12 protein-coding genes and 2 pseudogenes are annotated in these 18,693 nt (G+C 59.6%); 5 read left to right on the forward strand and 9 right to left on the reverse strand.

The window, feature by feature from the left end; all coding sequences use genetic code 11:
• The 4 genes from MUG96_RS08375 to MUG96_RS08390 form a co-directional block, all read right to left on the reverse strand.
• Positions 1-1,170, reverse strand: coding sequence for an MFS transporter (locus tag MUG96_RS08375; RefSeq protein ID WP_246988301.1), 1,170 nt, complete (start codon positions 1,168-1,170; stop codon positions 1-3).
• Between the two features lie 236 nt (positions 1,171-1,406).
• Positions 1,407-2,378 (reverse strand): LLM class flavin-dependent oxidoreductase, encoded by a 972-nt coding sequence (locus MUG96_RS08380; protein WP_246988302.1) that lies wholly within the window; start codon positions 2,376-2,378, stop codon positions 1,407-1,409.
• A 145-nt stretch (positions 2,379-2,523) separates the two neighbouring features.
• Complete coding sequence (locus MUG96_RS08385) at positions 2,524-3,666, reverse strand: acyl-CoA dehydrogenase family protein (protein ID WP_246988303.1); 1,143 nt, start codon at positions 3,664-3,666, stop codon at positions 2,524-2,526.
• A gap of 530 nt (positions 3,667-4,196) precedes the next feature.
• Positions 4,197-4,991: an IclR family transcriptional regulator gene (locus MUG96_RS08390; protein ID WP_246988304.1), complete on the reverse strand. Its 795-nt coding sequence runs from the start codon at positions 4,989-4,991 to the stop codon at positions 4,197-4,199.
• Positions 4,992-5,747: 756 nt separating this feature from the next.
• On the opposite strand from MUG96_RS08390, the gene MUG96_RS08395 reads away from it, so the two are divergent.
• Together MUG96_RS08395 and MUG96_RS08400 are read left to right on the forward strand one after the other, a co-directional pair.
• Positions 5,748-6,515: an IclR family transcriptional regulator gene (locus tag MUG96_RS08395; RefSeq protein ID WP_246988305.1), complete on the forward strand. Its 768-nt coding sequence runs from the start codon at positions 5,748-5,750 to the stop codon at positions 6,513-6,515.
• A gap of 1,151 nt (positions 6,516-7,666) precedes the next feature.
• Positions 7,667-8,464, forward strand: coding sequence for an enoyl-CoA hydratase/isomerase family protein (locus tag MUG96_RS08400; RefSeq protein WP_246988306.1), 798 nt, complete (start codon positions 7,667-7,669; stop codon positions 8,462-8,464).
• Positions 8,465-8,960: 496 nt separating this feature from the next.
• Here the strand turns inward: MUG96_RS08400 and MUG96_RS08405 are convergent.
• A pseudogene (locus tag MUG96_RS08405) lies at positions 8,961-9,035 on the reverse strand (hypothetical protein); the annotation flags it as partial.
• 433 nt (positions 9,036-9,468) lie between these two features.
• Between MUG96_RS08405 and MUG96_RS08410 the strand changes: the two are divergent.
• Positions 9,469-9,956, forward strand: a pseudogene (locus MUG96_RS08410) (RNA-guided endonuclease InsQ/TnpB family protein); the annotation flags it as partial.
• 709 nt (positions 9,957-10,665) lie between these two features.
• Here the strand turns inward: MUG96_RS08410 and MUG96_RS08415 are convergent.
• Positions 10,666-12,111: an amidase gene (locus MUG96_RS08415; protein ID WP_246988307.1), complete on the reverse strand. Its 1,446-nt coding sequence runs from the start codon at positions 12,109-12,111 to the stop codon at positions 10,666-10,668.
• Positions 12,112-12,289: 178 nt separating this feature from the next.
• Complete coding sequence (locus MUG96_RS08420) at positions 12,290-12,925, reverse strand: IS6 family transposase (protein ID WP_246988309.1); 636 nt, start codon at positions 12,923-12,925, stop codon at positions 12,290-12,292.
• A gap of 103 nt (positions 12,926-13,028) precedes the next feature.
• On the opposite strand from MUG96_RS08420, the gene MUG96_RS08425 reads away from it, so the two are divergent.
• The gene (locus MUG96_RS08425; RefSeq protein WP_246988311.1) at positions 13,029-13,985 is read left to right on the forward strand and encodes a haloalkane dehalogenase; all 957 of its coding nucleotides are present in this window, start codon (positions 13,029-13,031) and stop codon (positions 13,983-13,985) included.
• Between the two features lie 10 nt (positions 13,986-13,995).
• Positions 13,996-14,355 (forward strand): nitrilase-related carbon-nitrogen hydrolase, encoded by a 360-nt coding sequence (locus MUG96_RS08430; RefSeq protein ID WP_256465439.1) that lies wholly within the window; start codon positions 13,996-13,998, stop codon positions 14,353-14,355.
• Positions 14,356-14,930: 575 nt separating this feature from the next.
• Here MUG96_RS08430 and MUG96_RS08435 read toward each other — a convergent pair.
• Both MUG96_RS08435 and MUG96_RS08440 read right to left on the reverse strand, forming a co-directional pair.
• Positions 14,931-16,625: a PAS domain-containing protein gene (locus tag MUG96_RS08435; protein WP_246988315.1), complete on the reverse strand. Its 1,695-nt coding sequence runs from the start codon at positions 16,623-16,625 to the stop codon at positions 14,931-14,933.
• The gene (locus MUG96_RS08440) at positions 16,609-17,532 is read right to left on the reverse strand and encodes a histidine kinase N-terminal 7TM domain-containing protein (RefSeq protein WP_246988317.1); all 924 of its coding nucleotides are present in this window, start codon (positions 17,530-17,532) and stop codon (positions 16,609-16,611) included. Before MUG96_RS08440 ends, MUG96_RS08435 begins: the two co-directional genes overlap by 17 nt.
• Between the last annotated feature and the right edge of the window lie 1,161 nt (positions 17,533-18,693).

An 18,693-nucleotide genomic window follows, 5' to 3' on the forward strand; every position in this document is an offset into this window, starting at 1 on the left:
TCAGCCCGACTCGACGACGAGGGCGACGAGTGCGATACCGGCGACACCGACGAGGACGTAGACGCCGAACGCGAGCGACCACGAGAGCGTCTCGATGAGCCAGCCGCCGAGGATGGGCGACAGGAGCGAGCCGGAGAATCCGACGGTCCCGAACACCGCGAGCGCGGTGCCGCCGGTCCCGTCCTCGGCGAGCTCCTGGACGTAGATGAAGTAGATACCCATCGCGAACTGGAGGACGAACCCGATCAGCAGGAGCGACAGCGCGAAGACGAGCAGCGACGGCGCACGCGTGATCGCCGCGAGTACCGGGAGGACGACGATAATCGCACCGGCGACGACCGGTCGACGCCGGCCGCCGAGACGGTCCGACAGCCACCCGCCGCCGGGCCGGCCCAGCACGCCCATGACCGGGACGAGCGCGGCGATCGCGCCGGCGTTCTGGAGCGACAGCGACAGCACCTCCGTCCCGTAGGTCGGCATCCACGAGTTCAGGAAAAAGTAGAGCGCGTACGTACAGGCCGCTGAGGCCGACATGAAGAGGATGTTCCGGTCCGTGAGGACGCGTCGGATCGTCTCGATCCCGATGTCACCGTCGCTCCGAATCGGGTCGGGCGTCGAGAGGTAAAACAGCAGGGAGCCGACGACGGAGAGGCCGGCGTAGACCACGAACGAGGGGTCGAGACCGAGCGTGGTGGCGAACCGCGGGGTCGCGAACTGCCCGAGCGCCACGCCAAGCGGTGCACTCGCGGTGAAGACCGTCGTCGCGAACCCGCGGCGGCCCGGGGGGAACGTCTCCGCGATCACCTTCGCACCCATCGTGAACAGGAAGATCGAGCAGACCCCGGCCACGAACCGCGTGGCGAGCCACGTCGGATAACTCCCCGCGAAGACGCCGAGGGACGTCGCCACCGCGAACCCGACGGTCCCGCCGAACAGGAGCGCTCGGTTGTCGTACCGGTCCATCAGGTACCCGCCCGGGATCTGCAGGAGGACGGCGCCGAAAAGCGGGACGCTCACCGCCAACCCGGCGGCCGTCTTCGTTATCCCGTAGGTCTCGATGAGGAGCGGGACCACGCTCGCCGGCGCGATCAGGTACGCGTTGATCCCCGTCGAGGACACGAAACACGCCGCCAGCAGGAGGAACGGACGGGTGCTGCGCAGCGACCGCATCATGGTCCCGTTCGGTCCGCCGTTCCCGGTGTCGCTCGAGGCCGTACCAACGTGTGACTCGTCTGGGGTTCGCTCACGACTGCTCGGTCACTCCGGGTCGGCAAAAAACCAGCCCTCAAAGCAGATATCTCCGCCGCCCGCGGCCTGTTTTCCGGGTTCGACGCCCGGGGGCGCGGCCCGGACACACCGCGCCCGAACCGACCGCGCTCGGCCCATGGCGGGACGTCGAGCCTGTCTTACTCGAACCGCGGGAGGAGATCCTCCTCGAACCGGTCGAGCTGTTCGTCGAGGGTGTCGGGATCGCTGGCGGCGGCGCCGAGGATAATTTCGTCGAATCCGATCTCCTCGTAGGCTTCCAGTCGATCCGTTATCTCGTCGACCGAGCCGACCAGGCAGTGCTGCTCGGCGTGATCGAAGCCACGTTTCGGGCTGAACAGTTCCTCGAATACCCTCCGCTGCTCGGAACGCGGGTCCGACGCCGCGGCGTCGGGAACGTGGGCGTAGCTCAGCATCACCCGGTCCAGCGACTCCGGATCGACGTCGTTGCGCCGCGCGTGTTCGCTGATGAGGTCCCACTCGGCCGCGGCCTTCTCGGGGTGGGACGGCGGTGCGATCCAGCCGCCGGCATCGAGGATTCGGTCCAGGATCGGGCGGGGAACGGTCCGCTCGCCGTCGTCTTCCTGCGTGGACCCGCCACCGGCCAGGATGTCCGGCGGGTCGTCGAGCACCGGATCGATCCGGACGTCGGTGAACTCGTGGAACTCGCCGTCGAACGAGGTCTCGCCGTCGAAAAACGCCTGCAGGACCTCGATGCCCTCGGTGAGGCGGGGGCCGCGTTCGCGCATGTCGACGCCCGTCACCTCGAACTCCTCGGGGACGTACCCGATGCCGAGTCCGAGCGTGACGTCGCCGTTCGCGAGGTGCTGGAGCGTGAGCGCCTGTGAGGCGACCGCCGCCGTCCGCCGCAGCGGGAGAATGTAGATCGACGTACCGAGGTCGATGTCGTCGGTGATTCCCGCAGCGTAATTCAGTGCGGAGAGCGCGTCGAGCACGCTCGTGTTGTACAGGTCCGGTTTGACGATGTGGTCGAGCACCCAGAGGCCGTCGAACCCGATCCCTTCCGCCCGGCGTACCCAGCGGTCTATCGCGGGCGACGGGACCAATTGATCGCCGGTACAGTACGTCGGAATGGTCGTACCGAGTCGCATACCCGGTGTTCTCGACAGAGGGACAAATACCTTGCTGGCGGTCCGGAGCGCCGGCCGCGTGACCGTGCGAAACGGGCGGGACCGGAGGTTGACACTGGTTCCGCGTCCGCCGGCGTCACGTCGCCGTGGTCGTCGCGCGTCGCCCTCAGACCAGCGACGGGAGCCCCTCTTTCCGGAGCATCTTTCCGATGGTGTTTTTCATGATCTCGTCGGTGCCGCCGGCGATCCTGAAGCCGCGGACGTACCGGTGGAGGTACTCGAGGGGGTGTCCCTGCTGGTAGCCGTTCGCGCCGTGGAGCTGGAGGGCCTCGCTGACGACCGACTCGGCAATTTCGGCCGAGTACAGTTTGACGATGGAGGTCTGGAGCGGGTCCGCGACCCTGTCGGACGAAACGGCGTCCTCGGCCGCGGAGTGGATCAGTGCCCGGGCCGCCTGGACCTGTTTGGCCATGTCCGCCAGTTTCCACTGGAGGCCCTGGAACTCGCCGATCTTCTGGCCGAACTGCTCGCGGTCCTCGACGTACTCGAGGGCCTTGTCCATGGCACACATCGCGGTGGCGTTCGTGATCGACGCCGTTCCGATGCGCTCCCAGTTGAGGGCTTTCAGCTGTTCTTTGAACCCCTCGCTCCCGCGGGTGAGGACGTTCTCCTCGGGGACGGTGACGTCCTCCATGTAGAAGTGGGTCTGTTTGTTCCCGGCCATGTTGGTGTACCGCTGCTGGGTCTCGACGCCGTCCCAGTCGAACTCGAGGATGACGGACCCGAATCCCTCGCCGGGGAACTTCACCCAGACGACCGCGTACTCGTAGTGGCTCGCGCCGCTGACCCATATCTTCTCGCCGTTCAGGACGAGCGAGCCGTTCTCCTCCTCGACCGTCGTGTTCATTTCCTTGACGTTCGACCCCGCTCCCGGTTCGGACATCGCGATTGCAAAGCCCGCCTCGCCGCTCGTCACCTTCGGGAGGTACTTCTCCTTCGCCGCTTCGGTCCCGAACATCGAGACGGCCCGGGGAGCGACCAGGTGTTGCTCGCCCAGATAGGTGGCCGTGTCCGGACAGACGCGACCGATGACCTCGGTCATGAGCATCGCCTCGAACTCGGACATCCCGCCGCCGCCGTACTCCTCGGCGAAGTTGATCCCGAGGAACCCGCGGTCCGCGAGGAGTTCGATGTTCTCCTTCGGGTAGTCGCCGCCCTCGTAGCTGAACGCCCGGTCCGCGAACTCCTCTTTCGCCATCTCGTCGATCGACTCTAGCACGAACTGCTGTTCCTCGGTGAGGCTCACCATACCCGACCAAGAGTCCAGGTCAAGTTAATGCTTTCTCCGCCCGCGTAACTCGCTCGAGGGGGTTTCCCGCCGGGGCCGCGACTCGCCGTTGTCGGCTCGCCGTCGGCCGGAGAGCGGTTGCCAGCCGGACTCGACATAAGGTATTATGTGCTCCGACACGCAACGGCCACACGGCCCGAACACTACGTGTGACTCGGGTCAGAACTGGTGCCATCCCGTCGCAACCCACTGAATCAGTTCTCTATGTGACGCAGGGGGAAATTTGTCCCGTCCTCCTGCGGATCGCGGTTCGTACCCCTGAGTCCGCTCAGTGCGGCGTGTCCGCGGTCCCCGTCGCAGTCGCGGTCGATACTCGAAGGCGAGTCGTGGCGGGACGCGGCGGCTCGGACGCCCCCGAAGCCCGAGATCGGTGATCGCCAGCGCCGGTCCGGAACGGAGGTCCGCGACCGTCGTGGCCGCCGGCAGGTGGGGTCTCGCCACCCTCGTACCACCTCCCGACGGCGTCGCAGCGCTCCGGGAGGGTTCCCCGCTCACTCCACGACGAACGTGTTGGCGCTGTTGCGCTGCCCGTGGACGAGTTCCAGTTCCAGCGCGTTCGCCGACCCGAGCAGGAGTTCGGGGATCGTCTCCTCTATGCGGTCGCTCTGCATCCTGCCCGTGGGGCCGGCGACCGAGAGCGCGCCGAAGACGACGTCGTCGTTTTCCACCGGGACGGCGACGGCGGTGAGGCCGTCGATGTGCTCCTCGTGGTTGAACGCGACGCCCCGATCCTCGATCTGGTCAAGTTCCTCCTTCAGCGTTTCGCGGTCCGTGATCGTGTTCGCCGTCTGTTTCGGTAGCCCCCACCGATCGACGATCTCGTCGACGCGCTCGCGAGGGTAGTTCGCTAGTATCGCCTTCCCGCTCGCCGAGCAGTGGAGGTGGATCTGCTGCCCGATCCGCATTCCGGTGTCGATCGCCTGCTCGCCCCGGTCCATGTACAGGTAGATGCCAAGCCCGTGGTCTTCGACGATGAACTGGGCGCGCTCGCTGGTCTGTCCGCTGATCTCCCGGACCTGTTTCTCCGCCTTCCTGAAGGCGTTCTCTTGCGTCTGTGCCGCGTATCCCAACCGCGTGAACCGGAGGCCGAGCTGGTACTCCTGCCCGTTCCGGGAGACGTACCGGAGATCGTGTAACGTCGCCAGGTGTCGGTGAACGGTACTTTTCGCCAGGTCCAGGTCGTCGGCGATCTGTGAGACCGACGCCTTTCCACTGTTCTGGAGATACTGGATGATCGTGAACGTTCGTTCCGTCGTGGCGAGGGGTTCGTTCGGGGGGTCGTCCATACCGACCTCTCTCAACACTTGATAAAAAGTGTTTCGGAGAGCGGAACATTCGAAAATCCGCTTCGTATTCGATAGAAGGGACTCATTCTCGCATACCGGCGCTAATACCACTCAAAAGCTGTTTCGCATAGTGGAATTCAAGAACTACCCCCATAACAACTCAAAACGGACTCTTTGGAGGCTCTAATTTAGTAACAGGCGCATATACTCTCTCTGACGCCATTATTAGACGCACAAAGACGTTCTGCTGTGTGGAAAATAGTCACCGTCACACCAGGTGTGTGTGAGGGGGCTTGTCGTGGACTAGGGACCCGAATCTGGGCTCCGGGGGCCGGCGAGAGCGAGTCGCTTCATATGCTCTGACCGTGCCTCGATATCGCTCGCATCACCGACCAACGGGGAGACGATCCGGGTCGCATCGTGACCACGGTAGGGAGTGTATTCCGTGCCACCGCCCTCGACGGAGCGGACGATACCGTCCGTAATTTACCGCAGTTGTCGATATAACGGCCGGACTGGTCGATCCTCCTGAATCGAGCTGGCGTGGGTGCCCCTCGACCGAAGCGGCGATGATAGCTGTTTCGGCCACTTCGGGGCCACCCATCTTCTGCTTCTCAGCGCCAATCGCGAGTGCTCCGTTCCGTAGTTATTGGTATATCAACTGGTGTTCACGATTAGTGAACAGTAGTCGCATCCGGCGGACTATCGGTACGCGAGAGAACAAGGCTTATTTATCGACGGAATCAGCGTTAACATATGTCAAAGAAAAAACGTCCGGGGCGGGGCGTCAAGACGGCGGAGACCGTGTTCGGCGTCATCGAGTCGGTACAGCATCTGGGGGGCGCGTCGGTCTCGGAGATCGCCGACCACATGGGACTGGCCCGGAGCACGGTCCACAACCACGTCAAGACGCTCGTCGGGATGGACTACCTCATCGAGGCCGGTGGCAAGTACCATCTCGGACTCAAGTTCCTTGACCACGGCTATCACGCGGCTCAACGGCTCCCTGTCTCGGATATCAAGAGTTCGACGCTCGATACTCTGGCCCAGAAGACGGGAGAGGTCGCGTGGATCGTCGTCGAGGAACACGGGAAAGCGATCAATCTGACGATGGCAACCGGCGACTCCGCAGTCCGGACGGCGGACCGGGTCGGTCTGCGGACCCACCTGCACTTCCACGCAGCGGGCAAAGCGATCCTCTCGGGGCTATCCGACGACCGCGTGGACGAGATCCTGTCGCGGCACGGACTACCGGCCGCCACGGAGAACACGATCACGGACCGCGAGACGCTCGAGGAGGAACTCGAAGAGATCCGGGACCGCGGGTACGCGCTGAACGACGGCGAGGCGGTCGAATCCCTCCGATCGGTAGCCTCTCCGGTGACCCTTCAGGGCGAGGCCCTCGCTGCCGTCTCCGTCATGGGCCCCGAACAGCGCCTCCACGGCGACCGATTCTACGAGAGCATTCCAGAAGCCGTGAAAGGTGCCGCAAACGCGCTCGAACTCGAACTCAAACATTCTTAGGCTTGTTATTCCCAGCCTTTCTCTCGCTTCCAGTCTCGATATCCTCGCTCCCCGTTCACGCTCGTCTCTCCGCTGCTCTCAAACCAGCTCACACTCCTAGTCTTGTTATTCCCAGCTGCCGTCACCGTTGGGCCCCTAATCAGTCGGGATCGTTCGGCCCCTGCGCTTGGGCGGATGTCCTGTGAGTCCGGCAGCTGTTCTGGTAACGCCGGGGTAGCGCCGGAACCGCATCGCTCCGAAAAACAATCGGGCAGATCGCTCGGTCCGTGACGGCAGTGGATGGCCCCACGAAGGAGGTCTGCGACCGACCCACTTCTCGAACACACTCGCGTCGACGGCGGTCAGTGGCATTACTATCATATTTAAATCATGTATTGGAATATGGTATGAGATGCACCGAGTTAAGTCACTAGAGGACTCACTCGGGGTTCTGACGGCCGACTGCCTTTCGACCGGCACCAGTCTCTCGAGAGAGATCGTGGTCGACGAAACGGCGATTCGAATAGGCGGTTAGCGAGGATCGTTACGCTATTTCTCGAAATAAATCGATATTTAGCTTACTATATAAACTAATATATAAATACAGTTCAATATTTATAATATTTTCTCAGGATTCAACAACGTGCCACCACGGATCCGATGTGTCTCACTGGTTGCGGGAACTGCCAGTGCTCTCGTATATCGCCATTGCTTCCTGCCCATTATCGGTACTAGCCGTCTGCTTCGGAATTATACTTAATATAGAATATCGAGACAATTTAAAGATTTCATATATTTCTCGACGCCACGGGCGAACCTCTAATTCGGCGGTGGGAAAGCTGCCGACTCCGTGTCGCTCTGGCCTGACCGCCGAGCGCGATCGGCTCTCCGTCCCCGAAACGGAACCGGGAACGAAATCACGAACGGATCTCATCCGTCGTCTCGACTCTTCGACGGTCGCCCGCTCGTCGGCTCGTCGCTCGCCATACGCCCGTTCCAGGTCCGCTATCAGGCCCTGTTGTTGCTGCCGGTACGCCGCTGGGATGCTGTCGGTCCGTCGCGAGGAGGCGGAGAGACCGTCCGCTGCCGTCGCTAGCTTCGCCTGTCCGTGGCCGGCTATCGTCGTCCTCGGGGCCGATGACTGAAGGGCCAGCGCGTCGTCACTGGGAGCGATGTTCGATATCGACGCCCCACTACGGGTCGAGCAGTCCAGTGAACACGTCGCTCGGGTCACCTACGACCGGCCCGACGCGATGAACGCCTACACGGAACCGCTGTTGCGCGGTGCGGTCACGGCTCTCGAGCGCCTCGACGATCACGACGACGTGCGGGCAATCGTCCTCACCGGCGCCGGCGAGGCCTTCTGTGCCGGCGTCGACCTGAACGACATGCCGTTGACGCCGGACATGGACTTCGCCGAGTACGAGACGGGACTGGGCATGTTCCAGGAAGTCGTCCGGACGCTCCGGACCGTCGACACGCCCGTCGTCGCCGCAGTAAACGGCTACGCCCTCGGCGCCGGTTGTGACACGGCGCTGGCCTGTGACTTCCGCGTCGTCAGCGACGAGGCCGTCGTCGGTGAGACGTTCATCGACGTGGGGTTCGTCCCGGGCGACGGCGGCGCGTACCTCCTCCCACGGTTGATCGGTGAGGCCCGCGCGAAGGAACTCATCTTCACCGGGAAGAAACTCGCCGGCGAGGAGATCGTCGAGTGGGACCTCGCCCGCGAACAGGTCCCCGCCGCGGAACTCCTCGACGCGGCCACCGAGTTCGCCGAGGAGGTGGCCGACCGCCCGCCCATCGCGCTGGGACAGAGCAAACACCTCGTCAACGAGAGCTTCGAAGTTGACCTCGACCGCGCGCTCTCGGACGCGACCCGCGCCCAGCGAATTTGCTCACAGACTCGCGACCACGAGGAGGCCGTCCGCGCCTTCGGGGAGGACCGCGATCCGGAGTTCGAGGGGCGGTAGCGACGGCAGTCCCGGTCGGACCACACGCTTCGCAGACGAGCAGTCCGGTCATCCTCCAGCGTACCGCCGGGCGCATCGTCGTCCCTCGACGGTCGACACCGGTATTTGATAGGCCATACGCCGTTCGTCTGCTCGCCCGTCTCATCGCCTGGTCCATTGTCTGGCGGATGTTGTTACGGTCTTCAGGGTCAACCATCGCGAGCGTGTCTTCTGCACGAAAGGTTGCGTCCTCGGGGACGTCCAAAATCCGGCGGGTTCCGTCAGTCAGGACCATTTCTCCGGTTTCCGTGTTGACTTCGAAACCGCCGGTGTCGCCGACAAACTCCGTGAGACGCATCAGTTGTCCCTGTCTGTCGGCCCGCCTGGACTCGCGTCGTGCCCGGACGGCGTTCCGAATTCGGTTAGCCAGCAGTTCGTACTGTTCAGAACCCGAGTCCTCCTGGAGGTAGTCGGTCACGTTTGCGGCGATGGCTTCGCTGGTCACGGCCTCGCTGACTTTGCCGGTGTAGAGAATAAACGGGTGTTCGGGGTTGTCCTCCCGGACAGCCTGCAGGAATTCCAGGCCGTCCATGCCGGGCACGTTGTAATCCGAGACGACACAATCGGGCGGGCGTCATCGATCGTTTCCAACCCCTCGTCGGCGCTGGTCGCCGTCTCAACAGTGAACCTGTCGTCCTCCCGTTCGAGAAACGTCGCGGGCAGGTCCGTGAGAGATGGCTCATCGTCAACGTGGAGAACCCGAATTTCTCGCTGAGATGTGACAGACATTAGTTAAAATAACGTCAACGTCGATAAAACAGTTTGTGTGTCGGTTTTCATCAACTCCTCTCTGGAGGACATCATCATTCTAGCTGGTAGACAGTGAACGCGGCGGCCGAGCAGTAAACCCGTCAACGGATCCAGAGAGATATATACACATCTGTGAGTATTGACACTCTATACGGTCTGCAAACTTCGGATTTCAATATCTCTTACTTCATGTCGATAAAAGTTTAATTTATACAAAACTGCGAAGTTGGGTGCACAAATTCTCGGCATACTACGCCCTGGAGTACGATCTCGTGGCCGTCGAAGATCTCGACGTGAAAGAGATGCTCGAATCGCTCCGTACAGCCGCAACGCAGCGTCAGCGGCGTGGGAGACCTTCACGAGTATGCTCGAATACAAGTGCAAACGGAAAGGGACGCACTTCGTGGAAGTCGAACCGGAGGGCACAACCAAAGAGTGTGGGTCCTGTGGCGTGGAAACGGACGAATCGCTGTGGGTGCGTGAGCACTCGTGTCCTGCCTGCGGCTTCGAGGCGGACAGGGACGCGAACGCGGCGTGGAATATTCGTTCTCGCGGACTCTCGAAACTAGGAGTGGGTCACTCCGGAGGAACGCCTGTGGAGACTGCGCTCCCTGCGGGACCTGCGGTTGTTCCTGCAAAGCGCGCCGTTGAAACAGGAAGCTCCTGCCTCAAGGACCGAACCGCGGTGGGGGTGAGTGAGTAGGCAGGGGTAGTTCACGACGGCCGTTGGACAAACTCCGTCAATCACGGTGTCATAGAACAGTTGGCAGACTTGTACTGCTGTCCGGAGAATCTCTCGGTCTGGGACTTCTGCTTTGCTTCTATTGTTCGTAAGCAACTTGGACGGGTATCGCAGGTTCTCTTCCGATCGTGTGTTTACTAGAACCACGTACTGGTGAAATATAAGAGGGAAAATATTATACGTTGATATGAATAAACTGGTTGTTGGATGGTAGAGATTTACTGTCCCAAATGCGGTGGGGCACAGTCGGGGGACCACCCGAAGAGTAATCTAGGCGAGTCGCTGGAATGTGATCGGTGCGGCGCGAACTGGTCACTCGTCGCTGAATAGGGGTGGCACCGAACCAGGGGACTGGGGGATGCCACACACTGCACATCACCATTGCCCACTGTCAGGGAACGAGTGTGCGCTCGTCAGCGTTTGTTCTGACGGTGAACCGCCTCACTCACTCCGCTCATTCGGCGGATGCTGGTGCTCAGTACAGAGTGCTCAGATTGGGTCGCGCTATGGCCGAACAGTATCTCGATGGGCTGAAAACCCCATGGTTGGCTGTCTTCGAAGCCTGAACGAGTTCGGGGCAGATCCGCACTGAGCGAACCGTAACCGCTCGGGCGGTCTGTTGGCCGTCTACTGAAACGGCCGTCCGTGGAGCCGAGACAGGTTGTGCCGCTCAGGGCTCGGGATACTGGTCTACCCAGGGTCGTGCTCGTTCGAGCGCAGCGGCGACACTCAGTATGTCAGTTTCAGCAAACCGTCTCCCAACGATTTGAAGTCCGACGGGAAGGCCGTCGTCAGTGAACCCGGCAGGCACTGACACTGCGGGATGTCCAGTGAGATTGAATACCCACGTCAGCATCACGTCGGTCGGAACGCCCTTCACCGACTGACCGTCGATCTCTGTCGGGTACCCATCAGCCAGGTGTTTGCTGTACGGTGGCACAGTAAGCGTCGGTGTCACGAGGGCATCATAGCCCGTGAGTGCGTCCTCGATACCGTCGTATGCAGCAGTCCGGGGGACGTTCTGCAGGCGCTCGGCAGTGGCATGGATCCCCGTTCCGAGCGCGACCGTCGAGCGAACCGTCTCCTCGATGTCCGCCCGCTCGAAATCGATCTCGTATTGATCCGCGAGTTGCGTGGCGAACGAGGTGAAAAAGACCCCAACTTGCTCGACGTACGCCATCGACAGTTCCTCGGACGGTGGGAGTGACACGTCCACGGGATCGACTGTCGCTCCGGCAGCTGCGAGCTCATCGACGGCGGTATCGACCGTCTCACGCACCGACGGTGCGACTGGTTGCAGATCCAGATTCGGGCTGTATGCCACCGCGAGGTCGTCTGTCGGCCGGTCGGTCGCTGCCACGTAGTCCGACTCCGGCCGTGGCACGCTGAACGGGTCGCGGCTGTCATGGCCTGCAAGGACGTCGAGAAACACCGCCAGGTCCTCGGTCGTCCGGGCCATCGGTCCGCTGACGAACGCCGGCGAATGGGTACTGAATCCGTCACTCGGGACGCGCTCGGGGACGAGCCCGAACGTCGGTTTCAGGCCGAGGGTGTTGCAACAGGAAGCCGGGACCCGGAGCGACCCTCCGATGTCCGACCCGGTCGCCAGTTGCACCGCACCGACCGCGAGTGCAACCGCCGATCCACCGGAGGAGCCCCCTGCGGACCGGTCGTGGTCGAACGGTGTCGGCGTTGCGCCAGCGATGCGGTTCTCCGTCTTGATGGTATGGCCGAGCGCTGGTGTATTGGTGGTCCCGATGATGACTCCGCCAGCAGCTTCCACCCGTTCGACCACGATGGAATCCTCGTCGGCGATGTTCTCCGCGAGCGGCGCCAGCCCCATCGTATTTCGAACGCCGGCTTTCCGACTCCGGAGATCCTTGATCGCAACCGGGACGCCGTGCAGTGGACCGAGACTCTCATCACGGCTGGCCGCCCGGTCGGCCGCACGAGCGCGCTCACGGGCCGTCTCTTCTATGACCGTGATGAATGCGTTCAACGCCGCGTTCGCTTCGATTCGCTCCAGTGCCGTCTCGACGAGTTCCAGCGAGGACAGCGTCCCATCTCGAACCGCGCCTGCGAGTTCGCGGGCCGACTGCCCCCTAAACGATGACATACCTCATTGATCTCGCGTCGAGTGAATAAAGACTCGTCCCAGTCTCTGACTCCATTCGGGGTCGGTGATGGACCAGCCATCCAGGTATTTTGCTGATTGATCCGGCTCGTCAGCTGGCATCGAAGCGGCGTGGTCCCGCTCTCGTATTTGAATGTTCGGCGCGGCAGTCGCATCGTGTTTAGTTTAGCGAGTTCCACCAGACCGCGAAGGTCTGTAACCACGTTTCGGCGGTGTCTGGTTCGACGTGACTGAAACAGTTTGAGAACGAAGAGGTACGACGTTTCACTTCTCGAAGGACACATTCGACACTGTTCCGATTTCCATGGCGTTCGTATCTGAAATCGAGGCCGTGGCGTTGTAGTACTGTTTTGAGCCAGTCGGCGCCATCGACGAGAAACACGGCGTCGTCGACGGCGTGTTTCTCGCAGAGTTCACGGAGGAATATTTCCGTCAACGCGGTCGTAAACGTTGAAAAGAGACGAATGTGGAGGAAACAGTTTGTGTTAGGATCGACGGCGGCGTACAGCCAGTACTGCTGATCGTTGATCCGAATCACGGTTTCGTCGAGCGCGACGTGATTCGTGCTGGTACCACTGTCGGGCTGTAAGTCGGCTTTCTGTACCCAGTCATGAACCGCTTTTCCACTGCGTTGGACACCCAAATTATCAAGAACAGAGATTGTATTCGAAAGTGAAAGACCGGCCACGTGCATCTGAATACCGAGCCACATCGCATGCTGGGGTGTCCGTTCACGCTCCACAAAATCCAAATCGCTCCAGTCGCTACCACCGCTGAGGCGTGTGATTTCGGGCATGGATCACTCGGAAATCATCACGCCTCACTTTTCACGCTTAATTAAACACGACCTGTTTTCCGGGCAAACGCCTACAAGTATTGCAAGATAATACCACTCATCCATGCCATCGCCGTCACTACTCAGGACACCCTCGTATCGATTCAAAGACGTCCCAGACTTCCCGTATACACCACAGTACGTCGATGTCAGCGAGGCCGTCGAAACGAGCGCCCACGACGAAATCACGGAAGCGCTCATGAGCTACGTTGACACCGGAAGCGGTGAGGAGACGTTCCTGTGCTTACACGGTGTTCCCACGTGGTCGTTCCTCTACCGGAAGATGATCCCTGTCCTCGCAGACCGTGGGCGTGTGATCGCACCGGATTTCATCGGCTTCGGTCGGTCCGACAAACTGACGCGGATGGACGACTACACGTTCGAGATGCACCACGACGCGCTCAGCTCCTTAATCGAAACCCTCGATCTCGACAATATCACCCTCGTCTGTCAGGATTGGGGAGGGCCGGTCGGCCTCGCCACAGCGATGAATCACCAGGACCGGTTCTCTCGCCTCATCCCGATGAACACGGCTCTTCCGGCCGGGACGATACCGATGCCCGAACCGTTTCAGAAGTGGCGGTCGTTCGTCGCGGAGAATCCGGACGTCCCCATCGGTCGAACCATGGAACAGGGGCTGGCGATCGGGAGCGACCGCGGGTACGTCACGGAGTTCGACGACGCCGAACTCGCCGCGTACGAAGCACCGTTCCCGGACGTGGCCTACAAGGCCGGCGCACAGAAGTGGCCGCTCATGGTCCCGCTCCCCGCGGAGCCTGGCCCCGCCGCTGAACCCATTGGGGCAGCTGCCGAGGCGATCCAGGAGTGGCAGAAGCCAGCCCTTGTCCTGTTCAGTGACGGCGATGTGATTACGGCCCCCGGGCAGACACAACTCCGGGAACTCATTCCGAATGCGGAATCAGAAACAGTGACCGATGCCGGGCACTTCCTGCAGGAGAACAAGGGGGAGGAAGTAGCCGAGCGTATCATCGACTTCGTCGATAGGACACCTCTCGATTGAGAGGTAGCGTGTGTTGATCGGCCTCGCAACCGAGTATGACGCGACGGTCGGTGGGTCGATGCTCCTGACCCGGGATGGTGATGTCTACAACACGTACTGCCTTGCCACTCCCGATGGCACCATCCAGACCCACGACAAGGACATCCCCACGATGTGGGAGAACTGCTTCTACGTGGGTGGTGGCGACGACGGCGTCGTCGAGACGCCACACGGGAACGCTGGCCTCGCTGTCTGCTGGGAACTGATTCGCCAGCAGACCATCGACCGATTGGCGGGGCAGGTCCGGTATGCGATCACGGGCAACCACTGGTGGTCGTTGCCGGACAACTGGCCGCTCGTAGACCGGCTGTTTGCCTCTGGTGGCTATTGATACAACGGACTGCCAATTCCGTTCCGAGAACAGGCTGTATCAGGTAAATCCGCTCTCTAAATAACGGTGGCCGACTTTGCTACGTAGTCGGGAAGACGACGCTAATGAACGCCGTTTCCCGAGAGGTCCCTCTCCAGCTGTGCGGTCACCAAACCTGGGGACTGCTAGTAGTTCATCTCTGACGGCGCGGTAGATACGTACCGGCGTCTGTCAGAAATAACGTGACTGATACAGGGGTTGAGGACGCAGTAAAAATTCTCTTTCCGGGCCGAAATATGAGAACCAAACGCTCTACCGGCGAATATTAGGGGGAGGGGGATTTCCCATCTCACCCCCCTTCTTACGGTGCCCTCAGAGGATGAACTGGGCAGTCCAAATTGAAGCCAGTGGATTGGGTAGCTCGGATACGATTGACCTTACCTCACTCGTAATCGGGTAATTAGACTTGCTGGAAGTTTCCTGTCGTCGCTGAGTTCCGCCAACGAGGATTCCGAGTCCAACCTCGCCGGGTGATACACAGTTGCACTCACGGCTGTTTCAGGTGATTGGGCAGAATTGAACGCTGCTTTCGTGCTTCACCCATCCTCTACTTTCGGCAACTCTACGACAAAGACTGCTCCCTCCCGTTCACCTCCTGAGTCCGCTCCAGTGTCTCTGCCTTCCCGCTCCGTCCTGTCGGTGGCTTCCGACCGGTCGGCAGCAAAGTTCTCCCCTTCTCTGTCTTCGACCCAGATCTTGCCACTGTAGCTCTCGACGAGTGTTTTCACGAGATACAATCCAATGCCAGTCCCTTGACTGTCGAGTCCCTTCTCGCCCTTGCCAAAGATGGTCTCTTTCTGAACGTCTGGGACTCCAGGACCGTTGTCCGCAACCCGGACGACAATGGTTTCGTCGTGGTCTGTCGCCGAAATAGTAACTTTCGGAAGCTCCTTGTCGTTGTGCTGGATGGCGTTTTTCAGCAGGTTTCGAAAGACGGACCCCAGCATGTCGTTAGCCCGGACCGACACGATTGGAAGCGCTTCCTCCTTGGTAATAACGGCTTCAGGAAACGAATCTCGTACATCCTCGATTTCGCTTTCCAGCACGGCAGGGAGGCTTACCTGCTGTAGCTCTTTATCTGTCGAGAGCATCACGTCGGCCATCTCCCGTGCCGACTTGGTGAGTTCGACCGCGTGATCGGCGTTTTCAAGGACTGTCTCAACGTGTTCTTGTAGTTCATCATCGTCACACTGGTCTTCAATCAATTCGCCGTAGGCAGTTATTAGCTGGATGTCGTTGCGGATGTCGTGGCGGAGAACCTGATTGAGGATATTGAGGTTGTCACGTTGGGTTTCTAACCGCCGTTCGTACTCTTTACGCTCTGTGATGTCCCGTACCAGGGCATGTAATGCTGGCTCTCCGTCATGCTCGAATCGGCTCAGTTTTACTTCCGCGGGGAATTCCGAGCCGTCAGCTCGCTGGTGCGTCCACTCGAAGAACGCTTCCCCCTCTTCGAATGCCGTTTCGACATGGTCGTCTGCCGCTTCTTTCGAGTCAGCCCCGTCTGGTTGAATCGATGGCGAGAGCTCCCAGGGCTGGTAGTTAGTGAACGCTTCGACGGAGTCAACACCAAAGAGATCGAGCGTCCGTTGGTTGCAATCGAAGAATCCATCCCGATCCAGCAGCATGAGGGCATCGCGGGTATCCTCAAACAGATTCCGGTATTTCGCTTCGCGTTCCTGCAGTTCGCGCTCGCGTTGTTTCCGATCAGTGATATCACGGATCAGCGCGTGGATGGCCGGTTCACCCTCGTACTCGAACCTGCTGAGTTTTACCTCCGCGGGGAATTCTGTGCCGTCGATTCGCTGGTGTGTCCACTCGAAGAAGGCCTCTCCTTCCGAGAACGCAGTCTCGATCCGCTCTTGGGCTGTTTCCTTCGAATCCCGGCCATCGGGTTGCGTTGGCGGAGACAGTTCCCAGGGTGTGTATTCCAGAAAGTCTTCGACCGAATCGATGCCGAATAGTTCCAGCGTCTCCTCGTTGCAGTCGCGGTATCCGTCTCTGTCGAATACCATCAGTGCGTCCCGCGTGCCTTCGAACAAGGTACGATACTTCTCTTCTCGGGCTTTGAGTGCACGCTCCTGCTGTTTCCGGACAGTGATATCTCGAATTACCAACAATGATCCCAGCGGTTGACCGTTATTCACGAAATTGGACACCGTGAACTCATACGTCCGTGAACCGGCCTCCGCTTCGATAGATTTATCAAATAATTCATCTTCCCCCCCCATCGAACTTGATATAGTCGTCAACGGTAGGAAAGACCTCTGTGACCTGCGTTCCCACAAGTGGGGTTCGGGGTTCGAGCATCGAACCGGCGCTGCGATTCGCATCGATAATTTCCCCGTCTGTGTTTGCGAGCAGGTACCCCTCATTCATTTTCGCAATCGTCTGGGATCGCGCCAACGACTTCGTGTCAAAGATTTCGTACCGAAATGCTGCGTATCCGATTCCGGTCATCCCAAGAGAGAACGACGTGGGCGTGAGTATCGTGCCCGGCGTCCTGATGGGCAGAAGGTGAAACGTCTGTGCGACGGACAGCAACATCGGGGCGAAGATGGCAGGAACTAGGATCGCCGCCTGCATCGAACTGATACTCTCGTTGAAGTGCCATTGATACACGATGTATGCGAGTCCAATTGTTGCTAAGATGTAGAAAGACGAGAGATACGCAGTGTAAATGGGGCTATTGCCGTGTTCGATGACCGAAAAAGCGCCAAATGAAACGAGTTGGGGGTCACGAATGAGAATTGGCACAGGATCGGTGAACAACCAGCCAAACGCTGGAAGCAGTAATAGAACGGCGACCGATACAGTTTTCCAGTTCACCCACCGCCGTGCATCCCCCATCGACAGTGCGTAGAAGAACACTGCGGGTGAGGTTGTAAACGAGCCGAAGTGGAGGAGTTTGTACGCCTGGAAGGAGAGGGAATACGATGTAGCGGTCAACTGTAACATGGCGAAAACGGTCCAGATAGTGATGGTTGTGGCCAGAACAGTGAATGTAGTCACCTGCTGAGTTCGCCCATACCGCCTGATGTAGTACATTCCGTAAGAGACTGTGAGAATCCCGACCACAGTTGCAACCACGATAAGTAAAAGCGGAAAGTGGAGTTGAAATCCGCTCACAGTAGACATCTTAGGTTCTGAGACAAATTACAAATAAATTGGGGTAGTTATTGGATGGCGTTAACTCAGAGGGGAGCACCACGCCGCATGAAACATACGTGTCAAAATAATATAATTTCTGGTAAATTCCAACTCGATTATCCACAGTCCATCCAAGATATTCGGTGCCTCGAATCTTACGATCGGCTCCGTCCGTCACCCTTAGCGCGGGCACTATACTCTATGGGGAACCCGACAGCAGTATCGATGAGATCATCGACGAGCAGTAGTCAGCCGTGGCTCTCGGTATGGAGATCCGTCAGCGAACTGGCCAACTTGAGGCAACATCGGAACTCATGTTTACTACCGGGGAAAACCCACAGTTACTCGTCAAGGAAACGGATGATCTGTGTCCCAGTCCGGCCGGTCATTTTTTTCGACGTGTTCCGGGAATTAGCCTGCTTTAGCAGGTATCGCATTGGCTCCAAATCTACGTTTGCGGGGTGAGTTTCTGCTATATATGCGCCCTGTATGCAGCAGACCGCCGAGATCCGATCAGAGATCGAGAAGCTAGGTTGAGCGGATCGGTCACTTTCTGGCGGTTCCCAGCAGAGTCGTGTCTACTATACTGGATGCCAAAAGTAATCGGATATTCCGCCAGCGAGTTCCCGGCTTAGCGCTGTTGAAACAGTTCTACCATCGACCTACCTCTTCACGAACTTCTGGCTTTCAGTATAGTAGTTTCTGAATGTGGAACGCCCACATTACTGTATTCCCGACCAGCGGTGACCATCGTAATCTCACTCCAATGCTCTGTTACATCCGCGGATGGCGTTGGGATTGAGACACGGCGAACGCTTTGAGGGTTACGAACCTCATGTTCACACTGAACCATCAAGCGAGATGGTCAAGTGCTGTGACCGTCGCGTGATGATCTCTCTCGGACAGTTCGAGACAGCCGGTTATGATTGGATCAATCCTGTCGCTTCCTCCGGATTCAACAGAGTACAACAATCGAATCCGCAGTACTGCAACGGTATTCCCAATTCGTGGAAATCACATTGCCCCCTGGATTTGGTTGCGGAGTCCAACGCGTACCATCGAAAACCACCAGGTTGCGAAACGAACGGAGTGCTCCGACAGGGATTTGAACCCGAATGCAAACGCTCGCTACGACTCGCGTTTGCGTGA

This window comes from Halorientalis marina (genome assembly GCF_023028345.1).
In the GTDB taxonomy this organism is placed as follows: domain Archaea; phylum Halobacteriota; class Halobacteria; order Halobacteriales; family Haloarculaceae; genus Halorientalis; species Halorientalis marina.

Bases quoted from the DNA above. Each gene is read 5' to 3' on its own strand.
- MUG96_RS08435 (WP_246988315.1), bottom strand. From the start codon at position 16,625: ATGGGGGGGGAAGATGAATTATTTGATAAATCTATCGAAGCGGAGGCC.
- MUG96_RS08420 (WP_246988309.1), bottom strand. From the start codon at position 12,925: ATGCCCGAAATCACACGCCTCAGCGGTGGTAGCGACTGGAGCGATTTG.
- MUG96_RS08375 (WP_246988301.1), bottom strand. From the start codon at position 1,170: ATGCGGTCGCTGCGCAGCACCCGTCCGTTCCTCCTGCTGGCGGCGTGT.
- MUG96_RS08380 (WP_246988302.1), bottom strand. From the start codon at position 2,378: ATGCGACTCGGTACGACCATTCCGACGTACTGTACCGGCGATCAATTG.
- MUG96_RS08390 (WP_246988304.1), bottom strand. From the start codon at position 4,991: ATGGACGACCCCCCGAACGAACCCCTCGCCACGACGGAACGAACGTTC.
- MUG96_RS08400 (WP_246988306.1), top strand. From the start codon at position 7,667: ATGTTCGATATCGACGCCCCACTACGGGTCGAGCAGTCCAGTGAACAC.
- MUG96_RS08415 (WP_246988307.1), bottom strand. From the start codon at position 12,111: ATGTCATCGTTTAGGGGGCAGTCGGCCCGCGAACTCGCAGGCGCGGTT.
- MUG96_RS08440 (WP_246988317.1), bottom strand. From the start codon at position 17,532: ATGTCTACTGTGAGCGGATTTCAACTCCACTTTCCGCTTTTACTTATC.
- MUG96_RS08395 (WP_246988305.1), top strand. From the start codon at position 5,748: ATGTCAAAGAAAAAACGTCCGGGGCGGGGCGTCAAGACGGCGGAGACC.
- MUG96_RS08385 (WP_246988303.1), bottom strand. From the start codon at position 3,666: ATGGTGAGCCTCACCGAGGAACAGCAGTTCGTGCTAGAGTCGATCGAC.
- MUG96_RS08425 (WP_246988311.1), top strand. From the start codon at position 13,029: ATGCCATCGCCGTCACTACTCAGGACACCCTCGTATCGATTCAAAGAC.